Annotated in this window: 11 protein-coding genes; 3 read left to right on the plus strand and 8 right to left on the minus strand. The window is 41.1% G+C overall.

Annotated features, from left to right (window positions below; all coding sequences use genetic code 11):
* The coding region (locus H5116_RS03620) for an Ig-like domain-containing protein (RefSeq protein WP_182715579.1) at positions 1-7,700 on the minus strand (7,700 nt) is incomplete at its 3' end.
* 355 nt (positions 7,701-8,055) lie between these two features.
* Between H5116_RS03620 and H5116_RS03625 the strand changes: the two genes are divergently transcribed.
* Entirely contained in the window at positions 8,056-9,306 is a 1,251-nt protein-coding gene (locus H5116_RS03625; protein WP_182715580.1) for a TMEM143 family protein, read from the plus strand.
* Between the two features lie 87 nt (positions 9,307-9,393).
* On the opposite strand, the gene H5116_RS03630 is transcribed toward H5116_RS03625, so the two are convergent.
* From H5116_RS03630 to H5116_RS03650, 5 genes are all read right to left on the minus strand, one after another.
* Entirely contained in the window at positions 9,394-12,540 is a 3,147-nt protein-coding gene (locus H5116_RS03630) for an efflux RND transporter permease subunit (RefSeq protein WP_182715581.1), read from the minus strand.
* A gap of 8 nt (positions 12,541-12,548) precedes the next feature.
* On the minus strand, positions 12,549-13,796 hold the full coding sequence (locus H5116_RS03635) for an efflux RND transporter periplasmic adaptor subunit (RefSeq protein ID WP_182715582.1): 1,248 nt from the start codon (positions 13,794-13,796) through the stop codon (positions 12,549-12,551).
* Complete coding sequence (locus tag H5116_RS03640) at positions 13,793-15,055, minus strand: TolC family protein (RefSeq protein ID WP_182715583.1); 1,263 nt, start codon at positions 15,053-15,055, stop codon at positions 13,793-13,795. Before H5116_RS03640 ends, H5116_RS03635 begins: the two co-directional genes overlap by 4 nt.
* Positions 15,056-15,205: 150 nt before the next feature.
* Complete coding sequence (locus H5116_RS03645; RefSeq protein WP_182693098.1) at positions 15,206-15,514, minus strand: hypothetical protein; 309 nt, start codon at positions 15,512-15,514, stop codon at positions 15,206-15,208.
* A gap of 81 nt (positions 15,515-15,595) precedes the next feature.
* Complete coding sequence (locus H5116_RS03650; protein ID WP_024595140.1) at positions 15,596-16,414, minus strand: AraC family transcriptional regulator; 819 nt, start codon at positions 16,412-16,414, stop codon at positions 15,596-15,598.
* A gap of 112 nt (positions 16,415-16,526) precedes the next feature.
* Between H5116_RS03650 and H5116_RS03655 the strand changes: the two genes are divergently transcribed.
* Positions 16,527-19,613 (plus strand): beta-galactosidase, encoded by a 3,087-nt coding sequence (locus tag H5116_RS03655; protein ID WP_182715584.1) that lies wholly within the window; start codon positions 16,527-16,529, stop codon positions 19,611-19,613.
* A gap of 52 nt (positions 19,614-19,665) precedes the next feature.
* Here H5116_RS03655 and H5116_RS03660 read toward each other — a convergent pair whose 3' ends face one another.
* Both H5116_RS03660 and H5116_RS03665 read right to left on the minus strand, forming a co-directional pair.
* On the minus strand, positions 19,666-20,112 hold the full coding sequence (locus tag H5116_RS03660; protein ID WP_182715585.1) for a DoxX family protein: 447 nt from the start codon (positions 20,110-20,112) through the stop codon (positions 19,666-19,668).
* 483 nt (positions 20,113-20,595) lie between these two features.
* Positions 20,596-21,741 (minus strand): iron-containing alcohol dehydrogenase, encoded by a 1,146-nt coding sequence (locus tag H5116_RS03665; protein WP_002962851.1) that lies wholly within the window; start codon positions 21,739-21,741, stop codon positions 20,596-20,598.
* A 185-nt stretch (positions 21,742-21,926) separates the two neighbouring features.
* On the opposite strand from H5116_RS03665, the gene H5116_RS03670 reads away from it, so the two are divergent.
* Positions 21,927-22,823: an AraC family transcriptional regulator gene (locus H5116_RS03670; protein ID WP_182696153.1), complete on the plus strand. Its 897-nt coding sequence runs from the start codon at positions 21,927-21,929 to the stop codon at positions 22,821-22,823.
* Positions 22,824-22,867 lie beyond the last annotated feature (44 nt).

Consider the following 22,867-nt stretch of genomic DNA (forward strand, 5'->3'; position numbering starts at 1 on the left):
GTGTCTTTGGTAAAGCTGGTTTCGTTTGTGGCTAAATTACCTTCAACATCTAGTGCGCTAACACTTGCTGTAATTTCACCATCAGCAAGGCCTGAAATATTAGTGGCATTTATTGCCCACTCACCGGCTGCATTAATCGCGACGTCTTCAACCGTGACTTTATCTCCGTTCACATCGGTAAATACCACAGTGGCTGTTTGGTTAGCATCAGCCTCTTCTATTATACCGCTTACAACTACATTACTTTGCTCTGCAGTATTAATAACAGCGTCATCACCTGTTGCAACATCAATGCTGGTTACAGCGGTTTTATCGTGAGTGGCTGTATCTGTATCGGTTGCTGTATTACCTGCTACATCACTTACTGTGGCTGTGGCGGTTAATTCGCCGTCGTTTAGGTCTGATACATCTGCGCCTGTGATTGTGTACGCTTCATCAGTAACTAGTGCACTGAAAGTTTTAGTATTTGTGCCATCACTAACTACTACGGTAACCGTTTGGCCATCTTCAACACCTAATGCGGTGCCGTTTATGGTTACATTTGTGTTTTCGCCATTGCCGTTAATAACGTTATCGGCTGTATCTTGTATTTCAACGGTTACATTGGCGTTGGTGTCTTTAGTTAGTGTTTCGGTATTTACCGCTTCATTGCCGGCGTTATCAAATACGCTAACACTTACTGTTACGTCGCCATCTGCAAGTGAGCTTATATCTTCGTCACTTACTTCCCATGTGCCATCGGCATTTATGGTTACATTATCAACGGTTACTTTTTTATCGTCTTTATCTGTAAAGGTTACGGTAATGCTGTTTGTTGATTCTACGTCATCAACTTTACCGCTTACACTTACCGCTTCTTCTTCTGCTGCGTTTATTACTGAGTATTCAAGCACTAGCGTTGTACTGGCTTGGGTGTCTTTTGTAAAGTTGAGGGTGCTTGTTGCTGGATTACCCGCTATATCTTGCGTGCTTACATCTACTGTGTAATCGCCATCTGATAAAACCCGTAAAATAGAGCTATTAAGCTCCCAGTTACCCTGCGCATCTACGGTGGTTGTAGCGGTAAACAACTCATCACCGTTATTGTCTTTTAGTACAATATCAACTTCTTGTCCTGACTCTACATCACTAATTGTGCCACCAATTTTTGCTGTTGCTTGCTCTTGTTCATTAATAAATGCGTCATCACCTACATTTACGTTAATTGTGGCTTGGGTATCTTTAACTAATGTTGTGCTATTTACTGCTTCGTTACCTGCGTTATCAAACACGCTTACACTTGCTGTAATGTCGCCATCGGCTAATTCGCTAATATTTGCAGCGGTAACAGACCAATTACCATCACTGTCTAAAACAATGTTTTTAATTGTTTCTGTTTTACCGTTTTGATCGGTAAAGGTAACCGTTATATTGTTGGTTGACTCTACGTCATCTACTTTTCCGCTGAGTGCTACGGCTTCATCTTCGGCTGCATTAATAAGCGTATCTGCAAGCTCTATGGTGGTAGTTGCTTGGGTGTCTTTTATAAATTCTGCACTATTAACCGCTTCGTTACCTGCGTTATCAAATACGCTGACACTTGCGATTACTTCACCATCGGCTAGTTCGCTAATATTTGCAGCGGTAACAGACCAATTACCATCACTGTCTAAAACAATGTTTTCAATTGTCTCTGTTTTACCGTTTTGATCGGTAAAGGTAACCGTTACATTGTTGGTTGACTCTACGTCATCTACTTTTCCGCTAAGTGCTACGGCTTCGTCTTCTGCTGCATTAATTACATTATCGGCAAGTTCTAACGATGTAGTTGCTTGTGTATCTTTATTAAATGTAGTGTTGTTTACAGCTTCGTTGCCTGCGTTATCAAATACGCTTACGCTTACTGCAATTTCGCCATCGGTAAGTGTACTTATGTCACTTGGGTTTATTTGCCAGTTGCCATCGCTATCTACATCAACTTTTGCAGTAACTGAGTTGGTGCCGTCACTAAATGTAACGGTTACTTCTCGTGTAGCTTCAACATCGGTAACTGTACCGCTTATAATTACATTGCTTTGCTCGACTGCATTCACTACATCATCGTTTTCAGCGACTTCTATTGTGGTACTGGCTAGCTTATCGTGCTCGGCAGTGTCGTTACTACTTGTAGCGGTATTACCTGCTACATCGGTTACAGTAGCTGTTGCGGTTAATGTACCATCATTTAAAGCTGATACATCAGCATCTGTAATTGTATAAGCGCCGTTAATTACTTCAGCAGTAAATGTTTCAGTATTTGTGCCATCACTCACAACTACTGAGACTGTTTGACCGTTTTCAATGTTAGTTACATCACCTGTAATGCTAACAACTGTATTTTCTGAGTTGCCATTAATTACATTATCGCCTGTATCGTTTATATCTACAGTTACACTGGCTAGCTGATCTAATAAAACAGTGTCGTTTGCTGTGGCTGTATTACCCGCTAAGTCTAAAACAATGGCAGTGGCTGTAATTGTGCCGTTATTTAAGCCCAATATATCTACATTTTCAAAACTGTATTGACCGTTAGTAACAGTGCCTATTAATTCAATGTCTGGGTTTTCACCGTCAGATACGGTTACTGTAATTGATTGACCATTTTCTATGTTTTCAACTGCGCCGGTTATGGTTATTTGCGAGTTTTCGTTACTGCCGTTAATAACACCGTCGTCTGTTTGTGCAATATTTAAAGTTACGCTGCTTAGCGTGTCTTTTGTAAAAGTAAGCTCTGAATTTGCAGAGTTCCCAGCTGAATCTGTGACTGCTACAACTGCGTTAATTTGACCTTCGGCTAAGTCAGCAATTTGATCAGTAGTAACTTTCCATGTGCCATTATCGCTAACGATAGCAGTTATTACTTTAGACACACTATTGCTGTCGGTAAGCGTTAATGTAACTTCTCGCCCTTGCTCTACATCTACAGTATTACCCGTTAACACAGCACTCGCTTGCTCTAAGCTATTAATTACTTGATCGTCATCAGGCAGTGCAATATCAATTTCTGCTAGCTTGTCTAATTCAACTGAATCTTGCGCTGTTACAGGGTTGCCTGCTTTATCAGATACGCTAGTTGTAGCGGTTAATGTGCCATCGTTAAGATTGCTTGCATCAATCGGATCGGTCACGTATTCGCCGTTGGTCACTGTTGCAGTTGTAGTTACAGCTGGGTTAACGCCATCGCTAATGCTTACCGTAACCGTTTGGCCATCTTCAACGTCGGTAACCGTACCGCGTACAATAATTGCCGCGCTTTCGCCGTTACCGTTAATTACTGAATCGGCTGTTTTATCAATACTGGTGGTGATGGCAGCCGTGTTATCAAGCTCGACTGAATCTTGTGCTGTTACCGAGTTGCCTGCTTTATCAGATGCAGTCGCAGTAGCGGTTAATGTGCCATCATTAAGGTTGCTTGCATCAATCGGATCGGTCACGTATTCACCGTTTTGAACGGTTGCTTGTACTTCAACTGGTGGGTTAACGCCATCGCTAATGCTTACCGTAACCGTTTGGCCATCTTCAATATCGGTAACTGTACCGCGCACAACGATTGCTTCACTTTCGCCGTTGCCGTTAATAACACCGTCGGCTGTTTTATCAATACTTGTTGTAATAGCTGCGGTGTTATCAAGCTCTACAGTATCTTGTGCGCTTAGCGGGTTACCGGCCTTATCTGACACATTTGCTGTAGCAGTAAGTGTGCCGTCATTAAGTGCGCTTGCATCAATAGATGTTGTAACATATTCGCCATTTGTAACAGTTGCAAAAACTTCTATAGGATCGTTAACACCATCACTGATTGTTATGGTAACAACTTGCCCATCTTCAACGTCGTCAACTAAACCACTCACCACTATTGCGGCACTTTCACCATTTCCATTAATGACACCATCTTCGGTTTTATCAATATTAATAGAAAGTGAAGTTGTATTATCGAGCTCGACTGAATCTTGCGCTGTTACCGGGTTGCCTGCTTTATCAGATACGCTAGCTGTAGCGGTTAATGTGCCGTCGTTTAGATTGCTAGCATCAATTGGATCTGTGACATATTCGCCGTTATTAACAATTGCTTGTACTTCAACTGGCGGGTTAACACCATCGCTAATGCTTACCGTAACCGTTTGACCATCTTCAATATCGGTAACTGTACCGCGCACAACAATAGCTTCACTTTCGCCGTTACCGTTAATAACTGAGTCGGCTGTTTTATCAATACTGGTGGTGATGGCAGCGGTGTTATCTAATTCAACTGAATCTTGCGCTGTTACCGGGTTGCCTGCTTTATCAGATACGCTAGCTGTAGCGGTTAATGTGCCGTCGTTCAATGCACTAGCATCAATTGGATCTGTTACATATTCACCGTTTTGAACGGTTGCTTGTATTTCAACTGGCGGGTTAACACCATCACTGATTGTAACGGTAACCGTTTGACCATCTTCAATATCCGTAACTGTACCGCGCACAACGATAGCGTCGCTTTCACCATTGCCGTTAATAACACCGTCGGCTGTTTTATCAATGTTTGTGGTTATTGCAGCGGTGTTATCAAGCTCTACTGAATCTTGCGCTGTTACCGGGTTGCCAGCTAAATCAGACGCTGTTGCGGTCGCGGTTAATGTGCCATCGTTAAGGTTGCTTGCATCAATCGGATCGGTTACGTATTCGCCGTTGGTCACTATTACCGTTGTGGTTACTGCTGGGTTAACACCATCGCTAATGCTTACTGTAACCGTTTGACCGTCTTCAACGTCAGTAACCGTACCGCGCACAATGATAGCGTCGCTTTCACCGTTACCGTTAATTACTGAATCGGCTGTTTTATCAATACTGGCGGTTATTGCAGTGGTATTATCTAGCTCCACTGAATCCTCAGCGCTAACAGGGTTACCTGCTAAATCAGACGCCGTTGCAGTGGCGGTTAATGTGCCGTCGTTCAATGCGCTTGCATCAATAGGATCTGTTACATATTCACCGTTTTGAACGGTTGCTTGTACTTCAACTGGCGGGTTAACACCATCACTAATTGTAACGGTAACCGTTTGACCGTTTTCAACGTCGCTAACCGTACCGCGCACTATAATTGCGGCGCTTTCTCCATTGCCGTTAATAACACCGTCGTCGGTTTTATCAATACTGGTGGTAATGGCAGCGGTGTTATCTAATTCAACTGAATCTTGTGCAGAAATTGGGTTGCCTGCCACATCGGACACGCTGGCGGTAGCTGTGAGTGTGCCGTTATTTAATGCGCTTGCATCAATAGAATCTGTTACATATTCGCCATTTTGAACAATTGCTTGTACTTCAACTGGCGGGTTAACACCATCACTAATTGTAACGGTAACTGTTTGACCGTCTTCAACGTCGGTAACGGTACCGCGAACAACAATTGCGGCACTTTCGCCGTTACCGTTAATAACACCGTCGTCGGTTTTATCAATGCTGGCAGTAATAATTGCTGTATTATCTTGCTCAAAAGAATCTGTAGCTTGCGAAATATTTCCGGCTGAATCAACAACACTTGCAGTCGCTGATATATCACCGTCTACCAATGCTGATATATCAACATCAGATAATTCATAACTACCATTTTCAACGATAGTTGTAACTTCTACTTTATTGCCTGCTGAATCTGTAAAGATAATAGTAACTTCTTGACCATCTTCAACACCATTTACAATACCGCTTAGTGATAATTCAGTATTTTCAGAACTACCATTAATAATGCCATCTTCAGTTTTATCAATTTCTAGGGTAAGAGTACTTTGTGTATCTTTTGAAAAATTAACACTTTGCGTTGCTTCGTTTCCTGCTGCATCAAAAATACTAATTTCAGCTGAAATTTCACCATCAAGAAGTGACTCAATATCGCCGCTAATTTGCCAGTTACCATTTTCATCAACTTGTGTAGTAACAACTACTTGTCCATTGTTACTATCTGTAAATGTAACAGTAACTAACTGTCCTGGTTCAATACCTGAAACAGAGCCGCTTAGAGTTACATTATTTTGTTCCGCACTATTAATAATACCGTCTATATCTTGCGCTATTAAGTTAGCAGCAACCGAGCTGTCGTATTGAGTTTCATCGGAGGCATTTGCTGGGTTTCCAGCAGAATCTTGTGCTGTTGCAGTGGCTGATATTGTTCCATCATTTAATGATGAAATATCAACACCCGTTAGTTCATAAGCACCATTAACAACAATCGCTGTTACTGTGATTGGAGGATTTACACCATCACTTAAAACAACAGTGACTGTTTGGCCATCTTCAATACCACTGACGGTACCTTTAATAGTAACGTTTGTATCTTCTTCGCTATTTATTACACCATCTTCGGTTTTATCTATTTCAACCGTAATCGCAGCCGTTGCATCTTGAGTAATCACTTGCGTAGTTGTTGCGGCATTACCAAGTAAATCTTGAGCTTCGGCCGTTGCGCTAATTTCACCATCATTTAAAGTCGAAATATCAACATCTAATTGATATTGACCATCGATTACGACAGCTTCAACAATAACTTCATTACCCTCTGAATCTTTTAGAATAACTGATACTGTTTGACCGTCTTCAATACCTACGACAGTACCAGTTATATTAACTAAATTTTCTGAACCACTTATTACGCCATCTTCAGTTTCGTTTACTTCAATAGTAATAATCGCGGTGGTATCTTTTAAGAAAGTTTTTTGAATTTGAGTATCATTTCCAGCTTCATCTATAGTGCTGACTAGTAAAGTAAAGCTACCATCTGCTAAATCTATAAATGGCTCAGGACCAATACTCCATTGACCATTAACTACTGTTGCTTCATAGGTTGCAACTACATTCCCTTCAGAATCAATTATATCAACGGTTACTAACTGTCCATCTTGAACATCTATAACTTCACCAGCAATTTCTAATGGAGTATTTGTATTTAAACCATCTTCAAAATCAATAAATATACTTGCTTGCGTGTCTTTAATTTTTGTTTCGCTAGCTGAGTCATCTTCACTGCCGCCGACTAAAGAAACCCTTGCGGTTACTTCACCGTCATTGAGTCCTGTAATATCAATATTTTCTACAGACCAGAAACCATTTTGAACTTCGGTTGTTATTGTTATTTCATTACCGTCTTGGTCGCTCAATATAATTTGAATCAACGTACCATCGGCAACATTTTCAACAGTGCCTGAAAACTCTAAAGCAACAGCATCATATTTATTTATATATATACCGTCACCGCCTAAACGGCCCACGTTAAATACAGGATCTCGCGTAAACTCAATAAAATTTGGATCTTCTTCTTTAGCCGTTGCATCTGGTGTGGTTTCATAACCAGAAACAGGTACTAATTCCTGCGCTTGACGCGAAATTAATTGAAGCACCATTGCTGCTTGGCTTCCATCAACTCGGCTAGTTTGAGTAGCATTATTGTCAACACTGAGTTGTTCAAACGAAGCATTTTGCCCTAAATCTGTAACAAGCTGTGCTATAATATCTTTTGGAACGATAAAATTTTGATCGCTCTCAGGAAATATAAGTTCGTTACCTTCAAGTTCAATAGCGCTACTATTTAATATTGGTAGGTCTCGTAATTCTTCTGGAACTGAGTCAACTTTAACCCAGTCACCATTTTCCATAACGATCCAAATATTATTTAGTAGTTCAACAATTACAACAGCTTGATTTATATTTTCCAAAATAGATCCTAGGCAATTTACAAAATTAGGTTAAATTAAACGACAATTTATTTGTCTTATAATACATGATAAAGCATTACAAAAAAACAATTTTAAATTACATTAATTTAACATAGTTATTGCTATATATTTATATATAACCAGTATTACATAATTAACAAACAAGAATAAGTAATTCTTTATCACTAACAAAAAAACAAAACTAAAAGCTTACTTTAATTCAAAATAAAACATACTTTATAATTTTTTACTTGTACTACTAACATTTAAATTAAATAGATCGAGCTCAATTAGTTAACAAAGTATAATAATAACGATCTTTAAATTTAATATGTATGAAAGCAGTCAAAAAAATATGCAAAACTCGCGTTTTATTCCGTTCAGAAAGCAAGATATTGTTGATATATGTAGCGAAGAGCTTAATAGCAGCACACAACAGACATCGTTTAAACAGTTTTGTGATTTATTAGTTAGCCTTATTCATTACGACTACCACACGGTACTTGAAACACTTAAAAATAACTACGCGCCATTTAACCCTAATAGTGATACCCGCATACTTACTCTAGTCTCTGCTGAGCAAAAAGCACAATGCCAACGTGAGTTTGCAAAAGATTTTGCTAAGGTTTTAAATGCCGCTAATTTTGAAGTGATCACCAATGAAGACTTACAAGATGCATTAAATGAAGAGTCACTATTTAAGGTGCGCCTTGAAGTTGAATTTGACGACTTTGAAGAAGTGGTATTTTATCGCCGTGGCGAGTCGCAACTCACTGAAACGATTACCAGCTTTTGGGGCCTTCGTAAAAAGCCGCTGCACTTTACTAATTACGACCGTGTTGCTGTGTTTATTCGCTTTAAAGATAGCGCTTATTTTAAAGCTAAAAATAAAACGCCTTTAGGGTTTGAGCCAAGTTCGACCATAGTTAAGCTGTTTCAAAATGTGCCAAAGGCCGATCTCGAAATGCTATTTCCTAATAGTGAAGTACGTATGCGCCCTATCGATAAAGCAATTATTGGCTCATCGGCTTTAGTTGGCGGTGCAGTGGTACTTATTACCAAACTTGGTGCATCAATTGTATTATTGCTTGCTCTGTTTGCTTTTTGGGGTGGCTTTAGAAGTGAAGCTGTAGAAATGACCCAACAACATTTTATTACCTTTGCTATTGGCATGGGAGTATTTGGCAGCTTTATTTTTAAAGAATGGAGTAAGTTTAAAAACCGTAAAATTAAATTTATGAAAGCGCTTAGCGATAATCTCTACTTTAAAAACCTCGATAACAACGCGGGTGTTTTTCACACGCTTATTGATGCTGCCGAAGAAGAAGACATAAAAGAAGCCCTGCTTGCGTATACTTTTTTACTCAAATCAGAAAGCGGCTTAACCGCACAAACACTTGATGAACAAATAGAGCATTGGTTTAAAAGCAAATACCAGTGCAATCTTGATTTTGAAATTAGCGACGCACTTGAAAAGCTGGTACGTATGCGTTTAGTAACGTGTAGTAACGAAATAGAAGGTAATGAAGTGTATAGCGCGCTAAGTTTAGACCATGCAAAAGCTATTCTTGATGAGCGTTGGGATAATCTGTTTCAATATAATTAATGTAGTATTTTTGCTAAATAATTACCCAAATAAAAAAGCAGCTGTAAGTACAGCTGCTTTTTTGATTACATTATTAATAGCTAATACTTAAGCTAATTCAGCTTCTGCTTTTTTAGTAAATTTAGAATGCACTAATTTATAAAGTGCAGGCAATATTAATAGCGTAAGTAGAGTTGATGAAATAATACCGCCAACTACAACCGTAGCCAGTGGTCTTTGTAGCTCAGCGCCTGTGCCGGTGTTTAGCGCCATAGGAATAAACCCTAAGCTTGCCACTAAAGCGGTCATTAATACTGGACGCAAGCGCGAAAGTGCACCGGTTTGTATCGCATCAATTAAACTAAGTCCATCGGCTCTTAATTGTTTAATAAACGACAGCATAACCACACCGTTTAATACAGCTACGCCACTTAGTGCGATAAATCCAACGCCTGCCGATATTGATAACGGCATGTCGCGCAGCAATAACGCAAGCACACCACCGGTAAGCGCAAGTGGTACGCCGCTAAATATAATTAACGAATCACGAAGCGATCCAAAGGCGCTATACAGTAAGCCAAATATAAGCAGTAAAGTAACCGGCACCACCAGCGATAAACGCTTACTTGCTGATTCTAATTGCTCAAACGTGCCGCCATATTCAATCCAATAACCACTTGGTAAATTAAGATCTGAATTTAAAGCCGCCTGCGCATCACTTACAAAGCTTGCTAAATCGCGCCCCTCTACATTTGTAGTTACCACTACGTTACGTTTGCCGCTTTCACGGTTTATTTGATTAGGCCCTTTTTCAATGCTAATTGTCGCCACTTCGCCAAGCGGTACAAATGCAAGGTCTGGGTTAGCACTTTTTGGCACTGCCACCGGCAAACGTGCAAGCTGTGATACATCGTTTGACCAGCGTTCATCCAAACGCACTAATAACGAAAAGCGTTTATCGCCTTCATAAATAAGCCCGGTTTGTACACCGCCTACCGCAGCGCTCACACTTTGCTGTATATCGGTTACGGTTAAACCTAGTAGCGCCATATGATCGCGAAGCGGCGTAACAGAAAGCGTTGGCAAACCTTCCATTTGTTCAAGGCGTACATCGGTTGCACCTGTTATGTTTTGCACCAAGGCTGTGGCTTTTTCGCCGTACTGTTTTAATGTTGATAAGTCATCGCCATAAATACGCACTGCAACATCGGCGCGCACACCAGCTATTAACTCGTTAAAGCGCATTTCTATAGGTTGCGTAAACTCATAATTATTACCTGGTACTTCATTTACTAAATGGCGAATTTGCTTAACCAGCTCTTCTTTACTTAAAGCGGGATCAGGCCATTGTTCACGCGGCTTTAACATTAAAAAGGTATCGGCAACGTTAGGTGGCATAGGATCGTTTGCTACATCTGGAGTGCCAATTTTTGAAAATACTTTTTCAACTTCAGGTATGTCTAAAATGGCTTGCTCTAGCTCTTTTTGCATTTTTACCGATTGTTCAATACCGGTGCCGGTAATGCGCAGTGCGTGCATGGCTATATCGCCTTCATCAAGCTGCGGTAAAAATTCAGCGCCCATATTTTTAACTTTAAAGCCAAGTGCAATTACAAGCACAGCAGCAATGCTTAACATTACCCATGGCAACTTAAGCGATAAACCAAGTAGTGGTTTGTAGCCTCTTTTTATACCGCGCATAACCGCATTTTCGCTCTCGCTCACCTTGCCACGTACACATACCGCAATAGCGGCAGGTACAAAGGTAACAGCAAAAATAAGTGCGCCAACTAGTGCGGCTACAACCGTAAATGCCATTGGCTGAAACATTTTGCCCTCTACACCACTAAGCGCAAACAGCGGCAAATACACCAGCATAATAATTAAAATGCCAAACACCGCTGGGCTAAATACTTCTTTAGTAGCGGCGGTTACAACACTTAAACGCTCATTTAATGTAAGTAGCCGGCCATGTTTATGCTGCGCAAGGCCAAGTTGCCTTAAACAGTTTTCAACCACAATTACAGCGCCATCAACTATTAAACCAAAGTCGATTGCGCCTAAACTCATTAGATTACCCGATACGCGATTACCTACCATGCCGGTAACGGCAAATAACATACTAAGCGGAATAACCATTGCCGTAATAAGCGCACCAGTTACATTACCTAATAACAGCAGCAAAATAACAATCACTAGCACCGCGCCTTCGAACAGGTTGGTTTTTACGGTTGCTATGGTTTTATCAACAAGGGTTGTGCGGTCATAAACTGCTTCTACCACAACACCTTCAGGCAAGCTTAGCTGTACGTCTTTGAGTTTATCAGCCATGGCTTTTGCCACTACGCGACTGTTTTCGCCAATTAGCATCATGGCGGTGCCGAGCACGGTTTCTTTACCGTTATAAGTAGCAGCGCCGGTTCTAAGCTCTTTACCTAAACGCACATTTGCTACATCTTTAATCCGTACTGGTGCATCATCGCGCTTAGCAACAACCGTGTTAGCTATATCATCTATGGTTTTTAATTGCCCTGGCGAGCGCACTAAATATTGCCCATCAAAGCGTTCTATAAACCCTGCGCCTTGGTTGCTGTTATTTAATTTAAGTGCAGTAATTACATCGCTTAGCGTGAGCTTATAAGCGAGTAGTTTTTCTGGCATGGGCGCTACTTGATATTGGCGCTCAAAGCCTCCTTGGCTGTTTATTTCGGTAACGCCTTTTACTTTTAATAACTGCGGGCGAATAACCCAATCTTGCAGGGTACGTAAATCTTCTGCATTAAATGGCGTACCATCATCTTTTAATGCACCGTTATTTGCATGCACAGAATAAGTAAAAATCTCCCCTAGCCCGCTGGCAATTGGCCCTAAGTTTGGTTCAATATTGGCTGGCAAGTCTGATCGAATACTTTGTATGCGCTCTGATATTTGCTGGCGCGCCCAGTAAATATCGGTCCCTTCATTAAAAATAACGGTAACTTGCGAAAGCCCATAACGCGAAATTGAGCGGGTGTAATCAAGCTTAGGAATACCCGCCATTGCAGTTTCAATCAAATATGTAATGCGCTGCTCGGCTTCAAGCGGGGTAAAGCCCGGCGCTTTGGTATTTATTTGAACTTGCACGTTAGTTATATCGGGTACGGCATCAACGGCTAAATTTTGTGTGTTGTATACGCCAAACCCAGCAAATAAAAGTGTGAGCGCAAGCACCATCATGCGGCGCTTAACCGCAAAAGAAACTATCCAGTTAATCATGCTGCCTCCTAGTGTGAGTGGCTTGCGCCGCTTTTTAATATATCGGCTTTAATTACATAACTGTTTTGCGTTACGTACTCACTATTTGGCGAGAGCCCCTCAAGTACCTCTACCCACTCGCTGTTTTTAGCACCAAGCTTTACAGGGCGTACTTCAAATACATTGCCGCTTTTAATAAACACACTAGGTTTGCCGTTAAATTCCTGCACAGCTGTAGCCTTTACTCGCACTGCAGCATCTACTTTTGCAGTACTAATGTCGCTATTAACATGCATACCAGGACGCCAATGACCATCAGGGTTTGTAAGCTCGATTCGCGCACGCGCAATATGCCCGCCGCTCATCATCGGGGCTATGTAAAACACCTCACCTTGCGCATTTAAATGATGATGTAAATCGTACACTTTTGCGCTTTGTCCTATGGCGAGCTTTTCAATATTTTCAGGAAAAGCCGAGAGCTCGACCCATACGGTTTCAAGGTTTACTATTTGCATTAATGCGCTGTTGGCAAGCTCACCGCGCTTTAAATATTGCTCGGTAATAACGCCTGTAATTGGGCTTTTTATGGTGTAATTTTGTAGGGTCTCGCGGTTGGTAATACTGGCAAGTTTATCGCCTTTTTTAACGTTTTGACCAATGCTTACAAAGATATCGTTAACTAAGCCGGTATAAGGCGCCATTACTTCAACGGTGCCGTGCGCGGTGGGTGCTATAACACCAAATAAAGTATCTGTTAGTTCAACGCTACCTGCTTTTGCAATGTCGGTTTTAATTCCTGCGCGTTCAATTGCTTGGGAGCTTAGCGTTGTACGCCCTTCTTCTTGCTCATAATGATAATTTATTTCAACGCCTTTATAGCGTGCCATTACATCAAGCTTAAAAGAATGCGGCTCGTTTACGCTCACGGTACTTACTAAATAGTCATCTTCAGCTTTAAAACGAATAAGCTGTGGCTCTTCACTTAAACGCTGCACGTTTATGGTTACGTCTAACTGGTTTATATCAATGGCTTTATTGTTATTAAAGCCATATATTCGCAGCTCGGTATTACCTGCAAACTGGGTTAACTTAAGCTCTAAATCAAGCGCGTTATTGGTTAGTAAAAATCCGCCGTGTGGGCCTTTTTGTGTGTGTTCGTCTTTGTGGCCTTCTTCGTGGCCTTTTTCGTGATGGCTATCTGATGCCATAGCCGTGCTACTTAATAATGGGAGTGCAAATAATTGCGTTATAAATAATGCGATAAGAGTGTTATTCATGATTGATGAGTCTCAATTAAAGGTTGGCCAGTTAAACGCTCAAGGGTAAGCAGTACTTGATATAGCTCGCTATGGATGTTGATAAGTGCGCGTTTAGAATCAAATAAAGCTTGCTGTGCGTCGAGTAATTGCAACACCGATATTTGCCCTTGTTGATAGCTTTTTAAACTTTGTTTTATAAGCGTTTGTGCTTGTGGAATAGCTTGCTGTGTTAATAGCTGTGCCTGCGCAGTTTTACCTTGGTAATACGCATACAAAGTGCGTATTTGCTGGCGTAGCTGAACACGTAATTGCCCTTGTTGCTCATTAAGTAGCGTAAGTTGATGCTTTGCAGCCTCAATATTACCGCTATTAGAATTGCTTAATTGCAGTGGCATTGAAAAAGAAAACACCAACGAGCTGGCATCAGTTTGCTGGTTATATCGCACGCCACCACCCAGGGTTAAATCGCTTTGCCCGCTTGAGCGTTGCAGCGACAAATTAGCCGTTTGCTGCATATATTGCTGCTGCAGCAGTGCAAATTCAGGTGCTGTATTTACCGCATCAAGTAGCACTGCTTCACTTTTAACAGCAGCTATTTGTGATAAATCGCCAGCATAGTAATCACTCACTTGCGGCTCTTGCCAAAGCTCGGTTAGAGCTAAGCGCGCACGCTCAAATTCGCTATTTAGCATCAGCGTATTTAAATCTACTTGGCTTAATGCATAACGCATGCGGGTTACATCAGCACTTGAGGCTGCACCCGCTTTAGCGCGTTTTTCAATTGCGTTAAGTGCCTGCTTAACGGTGTTTTTACGCTCACTATTTAAAGCAATTAACGCCTGAAATTTAAGTATTTGGTAATAGCGCTCAGCGGTGGTTGCTAAAAGTGCTAACCGAGTATTTTTATACTCAATTGTTTGCGCTTTTATATTTGCCGTGGCGTAGTTAATGCGGTTTTGGCGTTTATCACCCAGCTCTATTAATTGGCTTAAAGCCAGCGTGTACTGCGCCCCCGAAAACGCATGAGAGCCGTGAGTTCCAAAAAAATTTTCAGCTTCAAAACTCAGCTCAGGATTAGGTGAAAGCGCAGCTTGGGTTTTAAGCGCCGTTAATATTTTTTGATGATACGGGTAGCGTTTAAGTTCAGCATTTTGCTGCTCGGTATTTTTAAGCGCTTGCTTTAGCGTTAATACGTATTGAGGCTCATTTTTTGCCAAAACGCTCATTGCAGGTAATGCGCACAGTAGCGCCACCAGCATAAGTGGTTTTTTGTTCATATAGCATGTCCGTTTTTTAACAAACAGAGTTGACTTAATCACTACGCCTATTTTAAAAACAAGCGCAATTAAGCAACCTAAATATGTACATAACTAGCCTTATAGCGCACAGGCGCAGGCAGTTATTTACAAAGTGTTTAAAATTAAAAACTAGCTATAAAAATTTGGTGGCGGAACATCTGGTGGATAGTTTAAACCGCTATAGCACGCAGGCAGTGTAGCTTGGCTTTGCTCAGGGCTTATAGAGTGATTTAGCGTACTGTAGTAACCACAGTGGCAATGCTGATGGGCATGTATTTCAGTAGGTGATTGCGCATCTTCATCGTTTACATTTGCTTGAGAATGAACATGCGTAGCATGATCAACTTCTTCTTGCAGATGATACGCCGCCGCATCACAGCTAATAAAGCTGTGCACAAGCACTAAAAGTATCACGACTAAAAAGTAGTTTGAGCGCATTACCTACCTAAAAACTCTAAAATGCAATTTAAGAAATCGCACAATACCTTAAATTTATTCAAATGTAGAGAGCCGCTTACGTTATTTTCTAAATTCACTTGGTGATATACCCACTGATTTTTTAAACCGTTTAGAAAAATTAAATATATTAGGATACCCCACGTAAGCAGCAATATGGGCAACAGGCCAGCGAGTATTTAGTAGTAAGCTTTTAGCTCGTTTAATGCGTAAATAAATAAGCTGCTGCATAGGGCTTTTACCAAATTGCGCTTGGCATAACCTATGTAAATGCGGTGCTGAGTAATGCACGTGCTCGCACATAACCTCTATAGTCCAATCAAACTGTAAGCGCTCTTCTACCTCTAAAAACAAGCTGGTTAATCTGTTTTGCCCACCTATTTGCGGCTCGCTTTGCAACGTAGTGTTTAAGTAGTGGCTTAAAATAGGCATAACACCTTCGCGCAAAGTAGCGTTACTCTCGCTATATAAAAGCTCCATAGCTAAATGTAATGGCGCTAATTGCTGATTAGTTAATACCTTAGCCTGTGCTAAATTTAAATGTTGCCAACGTTTAGTGTTTGCAAGGTTTAGCCAAATCACATCCCACTTTTCGCTTGCTATTTTAACCTCAAAACTTTGCCTTGCAGGCAATATAGCTAAGCTATTTTCAGTTAATGAGTATTGGTTATTAACTGTTTTAAGTGTGCCCTGACCAGCCAAAGTATAAAAAAGAGTGTGTTCGAGCGGGTTAGTACGTGCAACACAATAGTCACCCAATAAATTAGAGCAACCTGCCAGCTCTATTTCAAGGTTTGGCATTTGCGAAAGCGTGGTTAAATCAATAAACCGCTCTGTACACTCTGGGCCAATATCGAGTACATCTACAATAGTGTTGCGCATAATTTAAAATGATAGTTTTGGACAAATAAAAGAGAGCTTTAAGCATAACCCCAACGCATTATTTTAGCTATATTTAAGCCACTATAATTGCCATACATGCAATAGGACACTAATGAACTCACTACAACACATAATTAACCGCCGTGATTGGGAAAACCCAATTTCAGTACAAGTTAATCAAGTAAAAGCGCACAGCCCACTCAATGGATTTAAAAGCGTTGACCATGCCCGTACTAACACACAATCACAAAAACAAAGTTTAAACGGCCAATGGGATTTTAAATTATTCGATAAACCCGAAGCGGTTGATGAGTCATTACTAAGTGAAACACTAAGCAAAGATTGGCAAAGTATTCCAGTGCCTTCTAACTGGCAGTTACACGGCTTTGATAAACCAATTTACTGTAATGTTAAATACCCATTTGCAGTTAACCCGCCATTTGTACCAAGCGATAACCCAACAGGTTGCTACCGCACTGAGTTTACTATTACACCGGATCAATTAGCGCAGCGTAACCATATTATTTTTGAAGGCGTAAACTCGGCATTTCACCTTTGGTGTAACGGTCAATGGGTGGGTTATTCGCAAGATAGCCGCTTACCAAGCGAATTTGATTTAAGCGAACTGTTAGTAGTAGGCACCAACCGTATTGCGGTTATGGTTATTCGCTGGAGCGATGGCAGTTATTTAGAAGATCAGGACATGTGGTGGCTAAGCGGTATTTTTCGCGATGTTAACTTACTTACAAAACCACAAAACCAAATACGTGATGTGTTTATAACCCCCGATTTAGACGCTTGCTATCGCGATGCAACGCTACATATAAAAACGGCGATAAATGCGCCAAATAACTACCAAGTAGCAGTACAGGTTTTTGATAATGAGCAAGCACTCTGCGAGCCACACATACAAAGCACTAACAATAAACGCGTTGATGAAAAAGGCGGCTGGAGCGATGTTGTATTTCAAACAATTGATATACAAAGCCCTAAAAAGTGGACCGCCGAAACCCCATACTTATACCGCTGCGTTGTAAGCCTGCTAGATGAGCAAGGCAACACAGTAGATGTTGAAGCCTATAACATTGGTTTTAGAAAAGTGGAAATGCTTAACGGACAGCTTTGCTTAAACGGCAAACCGCTACTTATTCGCGGTGTTAACCGCCACGAACACCACCCAGAAAACGGCCACACAGTAAGCACCGCCGACATGATTGAAGATATTAAGCTGATGAAGCAAAATAACTTTAATGCTGTACGTACTGCTCACTATCCTAACCACCCGCGTTTTTACGAGCTGTGCGACGAGCTAGGTTTATACGTAGTGGACGAAGCAAACATAGAAACCCATGGCATGTTCCCAATGGGTAGGCTTGCCAGCGATCCACAGTGGGCTGGTGCATTTATGTCGCGCTATACTCAAATGGTTGAGCGCGATAAAAACCACGCCTCTATTATTATTTGGTCACTGGGTAACGAATGCGGACACGGCGCCAACCACGATGCTATGTACGGATGGTCAAAAAGCTTTGACCCTTCTCGCCCAGTGCAATACGAAGGTGGCGGCGCAAATACCACAGCAACCGACATTATTTGCCCTATGTATGCCCGTGTAGATACACATGTTGCCGATGACGCCGTACCAAAATATTCAATAAAAAAATGGCTAAGCCTACCGGGTGAAACTCGCCCGCTTATTTTATGTGAGTACGCCCATGCAATGGGTAACAGCCTAGGTAGCTTTGACGATTACTGGCAAGCATTTAGAGAATACCCTCGCCTGCAAGGTGGCTTTATTTGGGATTGGGTAGACCAAGGTTTATCTAAAACTGATGAAAATGGTGAGCATTATTGGGCTTACGGCGGTGATTTTGGTGATGAACTAAACGATCGCCAATTTTGTATTAACGGCTTATTATTCCCTGACCGCACGCCGCACCCTAGCCTGTTTGAAGCAAAATACAGCCAGCAGCATTTACAATTTACGCTGCGCGAGCAAACTAAAAATCAATACACCATTGATATATTTAGCGATTACGTATTTAGACACACAGATAACGAAAAGCTCGTTTGGCAGTTAATGCAAAATGGCATCTGTGTTGAACAAGGCGAGCATGTACTTAATATTGCTCCGCAAAGTACACACACGTTAACAATTAAAACTAAAACAACGTTTGAGCAAGGTGCGCAATACCACCTTAATTTAGATGTAGCACTAATTAACGATTGTAGCTTTGCAAGTGCCGAGCATGTATTAAACACCGAGCAGTTTAAGCTTATAAATAGTAATAATTTAAACAGTGAATCATTTGCACCAACTACAGAGCAAAGCGCTACAAGTGTTAACGAAACCGACTCTCAACTAAGTATTGAAAACGATAAGTTTAAACTTGTTTTTAGCAAGCAATCAGGGCTTATAGAGCAGTGGTTACAAAACGATACTCAGGTTATTAGTAGCCCACTGGTTGATAACTTTTATCGCGCCCCGCTTGATAACGACATAGGCGTAAGCGAAGTAGATAACCTAGACCCTAATGCATGGGAGGCACGTTGGTTACGTGCAGGTATAGGGCAATGGCAGCGCACATGCAGCTCAATTCACGCAGTGCAATCAAGTGTTGATATACGTATTACTTGTGTATTTAATTACGAGTTTAATGGCGTGCTACAAGCAAAAACACAATGGCTATATACACTAAATAATACCGGCAATATTAGCTTAAATGTTGATGTGCACTTAAACGATACACTTCCGCCAGTGCCGCGTATAGGGCTAAGTACAACGCTTAACAAGCAAAGCGATACAAAAGTAAACTGGCGTGGTTTAGGGCCTTTTGAAAACTACCCAGATCGCAAAGCCGCAGCACGTTTAGGTTATTACAGCTTGAGTTTAAATGAGCTACATACCCCGTATATTTTCCCAACCGATAACGGCGTGCGTAGTGATTGCCAATTACTGAGTATTAATAATTTAACCGTAACCGGTGCGTTTTTATTTGCCGCCAGTGAGTATTCGCAAAGTATGTTAACGCAAGCGAAACACACTAACGAACTCATTGCTGATGATTGCGTACATGTACACATTGATCATCAACATATGGGGGTTGGTGGCGATGATTCATGGAGCCCAAGTACCCATAAAGAATATTTACTTGAGCAAAAGCAGTACAGTTATTCTTTAACATTATCTGCTGAATAATTTAAACAAAAATAGCGGCCAAATTGGCCGCTATTTTTTTAATTAACACACTCTATTTATTAGCGAGCTTTTTAGCTAATACGTTATCAAGAGAAAAGCTTCCCGCTCCTTGAATTGCTAAAACTACAGTTACTACTAGTAAAGTTAATGCGTATTCATAGCCATTGTTTGCCATAAATAAGCCATTACTAATATGTACGCTAAAAATAGCAATCAGCATAGTAAAGCCGGCAACTACAGCGGCTGGGCGAGTTAACAAACCAATTGCTAATGCAATGCCACCAAAAAACTCAGCGCTACCTGCCATCATTGCTAACCAATAGCCAGGCTCTAAACCAATACTCGCCAACCATTGGCCTGTACCTTCAAGCCCGTAACCGCCAAACCAAGCAAATAGCTTTTGTGCACCATGCGCCGCTAAAATAAGGCCAACTGGTACTCGTAAAATTAATGCTGCTACGCCTGCTTTTGAGCTAAGTAATGTGTTTAGTAATTTCATGAGTTTTAGTCCTGTTTAAATTTATTTAATCGTTAGGTTTTTCCTAACCGTTGAGCACAGTTTACTATCATCATTAAAAAACATTAATACGAAATTTATTGGTTAATTAGCAACGCAGTATTTATAATAATCCATAAAAAAACCGCCAACCCAAAGGTTGACGGTTTTTTATTAACGTATTACTTAGGGCGTGTTGATCTTTGTGGATTGAAATTTTTTCAATCTAGGGGCGATTAAATCGCGGCGCGAGGTTTGTAACCTAGTGGGCTAAGTAAAAACCGAGCAACAAAGAGTTAATCGTCCCTAGAAAGAACCCAAAGGGCAGCGCATGTTTGGTATTTATGCTGCGTTATCGCCTATTCATGGGGAATAACCACACTACATAGGCTCCGCCTTGCCTAAAAACCAAACATACTGCTGCAAATTCACCCACCAAAGATCAACACGCCCTAGTATATTTAAGTAAGCGCTTAGCTTTGAAAATTAAGCAACCGCTTGCTCTAAAATTTCGCGGCTTTCTTTTAGCGTAATAGCTTGGTTTTCGCCAAGAGCAACCATGCCGTGAGCTTCAAGTTTACCAATAATATTGTCAATAGCAGCGGCTTTATCATCGCCATGTTCAGTAAGCTGGGTCGCTACGTCAAGGCTGTGGTAAAACGCTTCAATTGCTGCAATTGTTTTCTCTGCTAAGTCTTCAGATTGCTCAAGACCAAATACGTTTTTACCCATTTGCTCAAGCTTTGCTTTTTTAACTGCAAATTGGTTACGTAATAAAGAAGGCTGAACAATAGCAAGTGAACGTGCATGATCAACACCGTAAGCCGCTGTAAGCTCGTGGCCAATCATATGTGTTGCCCAATCTTGCGATACACCAGAACCAATTAAACCATTAAGTGCTTGGTTAGCAGCCCACATAAGGTTTGCACGCCATGCATCATCTTGGTTTTCAAAGTTATCACCTAAAGTTTTAAGCGTTCTTAAAAGTGCTTCAGCGTAACCTTCTTGAACTAATGCTGTTTCAGGGAATGTTAGGTACTGCTCACAGGTGTGAACCCATGCATCTACTAAACCATTCACAAGTTGGCGCTGCGGTAATGTTTTCATTACATCAGGGTCCATAATCGCAAATTTAGGAAGTACTTCTGGTGATGCAAACGGTAGTTTTTGCTTCGTTGCTTCTTTGCTCACAACTGAGTTTTGGTTAGATTCAGAACCCGTTGCAGGCAATGTTAATATTGCACCGATTGGTAATGCACTAGTAATAGTATGCTTACCAGTAGGAATATCCCAACCTTCGCCATCATAAACGGCTGATGCGGCAATGTATTTAACGCCGTCGATCACTGAACCGCCGCCTACGCCTAATACAAAGTCGATGTCTTGTTCTTTACAAATTTTTACTGCTTGGTCTAGCACTTCAATTGTTGGGTTAGCGCCAACGCCCGAAAACTCAACCCAGTCAAAGCCTTCAAGTGCTGCTGCAACTTGGTCGTACACGCCGTTCTTTTTAATTGAACCGCCGCCGTACACTACAAGTACTTTTTGATCTTTTGCGATCAAATCAGATAGTGCCGCAATTTGTTGCTGACCGAATTGGATAAGAGTTGGATTTACGTAGCTAAATTTCATTATTTTGCTCCTAGGTGACGGTTAAATACTAAATAGAATGCTTAGTTACTAGCTAAGCCAAATTTCAATGAGTGCATATTAGTAGCAAAACAAACATAAAAAAAGCCCAATAACTCGCAAAAGCTTGCCTAAAACTACCAACGTTGTTATTTTACGCAAAATACACTCAATTAAAGATGCCTTTTATGCCCACCATAGCCAATATGTTGCAACAATACGCCGAGCATAATCAATTACTCAGCTTTGAAGGCACCATGGAAACTATCATTCCAGGCGTGTATTTTCATCGAGCAACTAAAAGCTCGCCGCGCCAGCCGCTTATATATAACTCAGGTATTATTATTGTTGGGCAAGGTCATAAAATAATTCACTTTCCTGAACATCAAATAAAATACGGCGCAGGCGACTACTTAGTCCTTGGCGTACCGGTGCCATTAGAGTGTGAAGCATTTACTGATAACGACTTACCCGTTATGGGCATTGCCATAGATATAAACCCTGCAATGCTACACAAACTCGTTAATCAAATAATGCAGCATAAGCCTCTTTCAGCATCATCGTCTTCTGCACAAATTGGCGCAGTACAGTCGGCAACTTTAGATACAGCAATGGAGCTCGTTACTCACCGGTTATTAGCTGTTTTAAATAACCCCATTGAGGCTGACATTTTTGGCGAGGATATAGTAAAAGAATTGGTATATCGCGTACTTTGTGGTCCACAAGGACATACTTTAATAGGGCTTGCTATGCATGATGGGCATTATGCACGTATCGCCCGCACGCTCTCAACTATGCACAGTAGTTATGCCAATCAAATTACGGTTGAAGGGTTAGCTGAAGATGTAAACATGAGCGTATCGTCGTTTCATCGTGCTTTTAGGCAAGTAACGTTTGAATCCCCTCTACAGTATTTAAAAAAAGTACGCTTAGCTAAGGCTAAAGAGCTTATAACCACTAGTGGAAGTAAAGCCAACGAAGCTGCATTAAAGGTTGGCTATACCAGCCCATCGCAATTTAGCCGCGAATTTAAACGCCACTTTAATAAAACACCTAGCGAAGTATTAACTCAATTACACAGTTAATTTAACTAATTAACTAATAGCTAAATAGGTGGGCTCTGCTAGTA

Source organism: Pseudoalteromonas sp. SG45-2 (assembly GCF_014164115.1).
GTDB lineage: Bacteria > Pseudomonadota > Gammaproteobacteria > Enterobacterales > Alteromonadaceae > Pseudoalteromonas > Pseudoalteromonas distincta.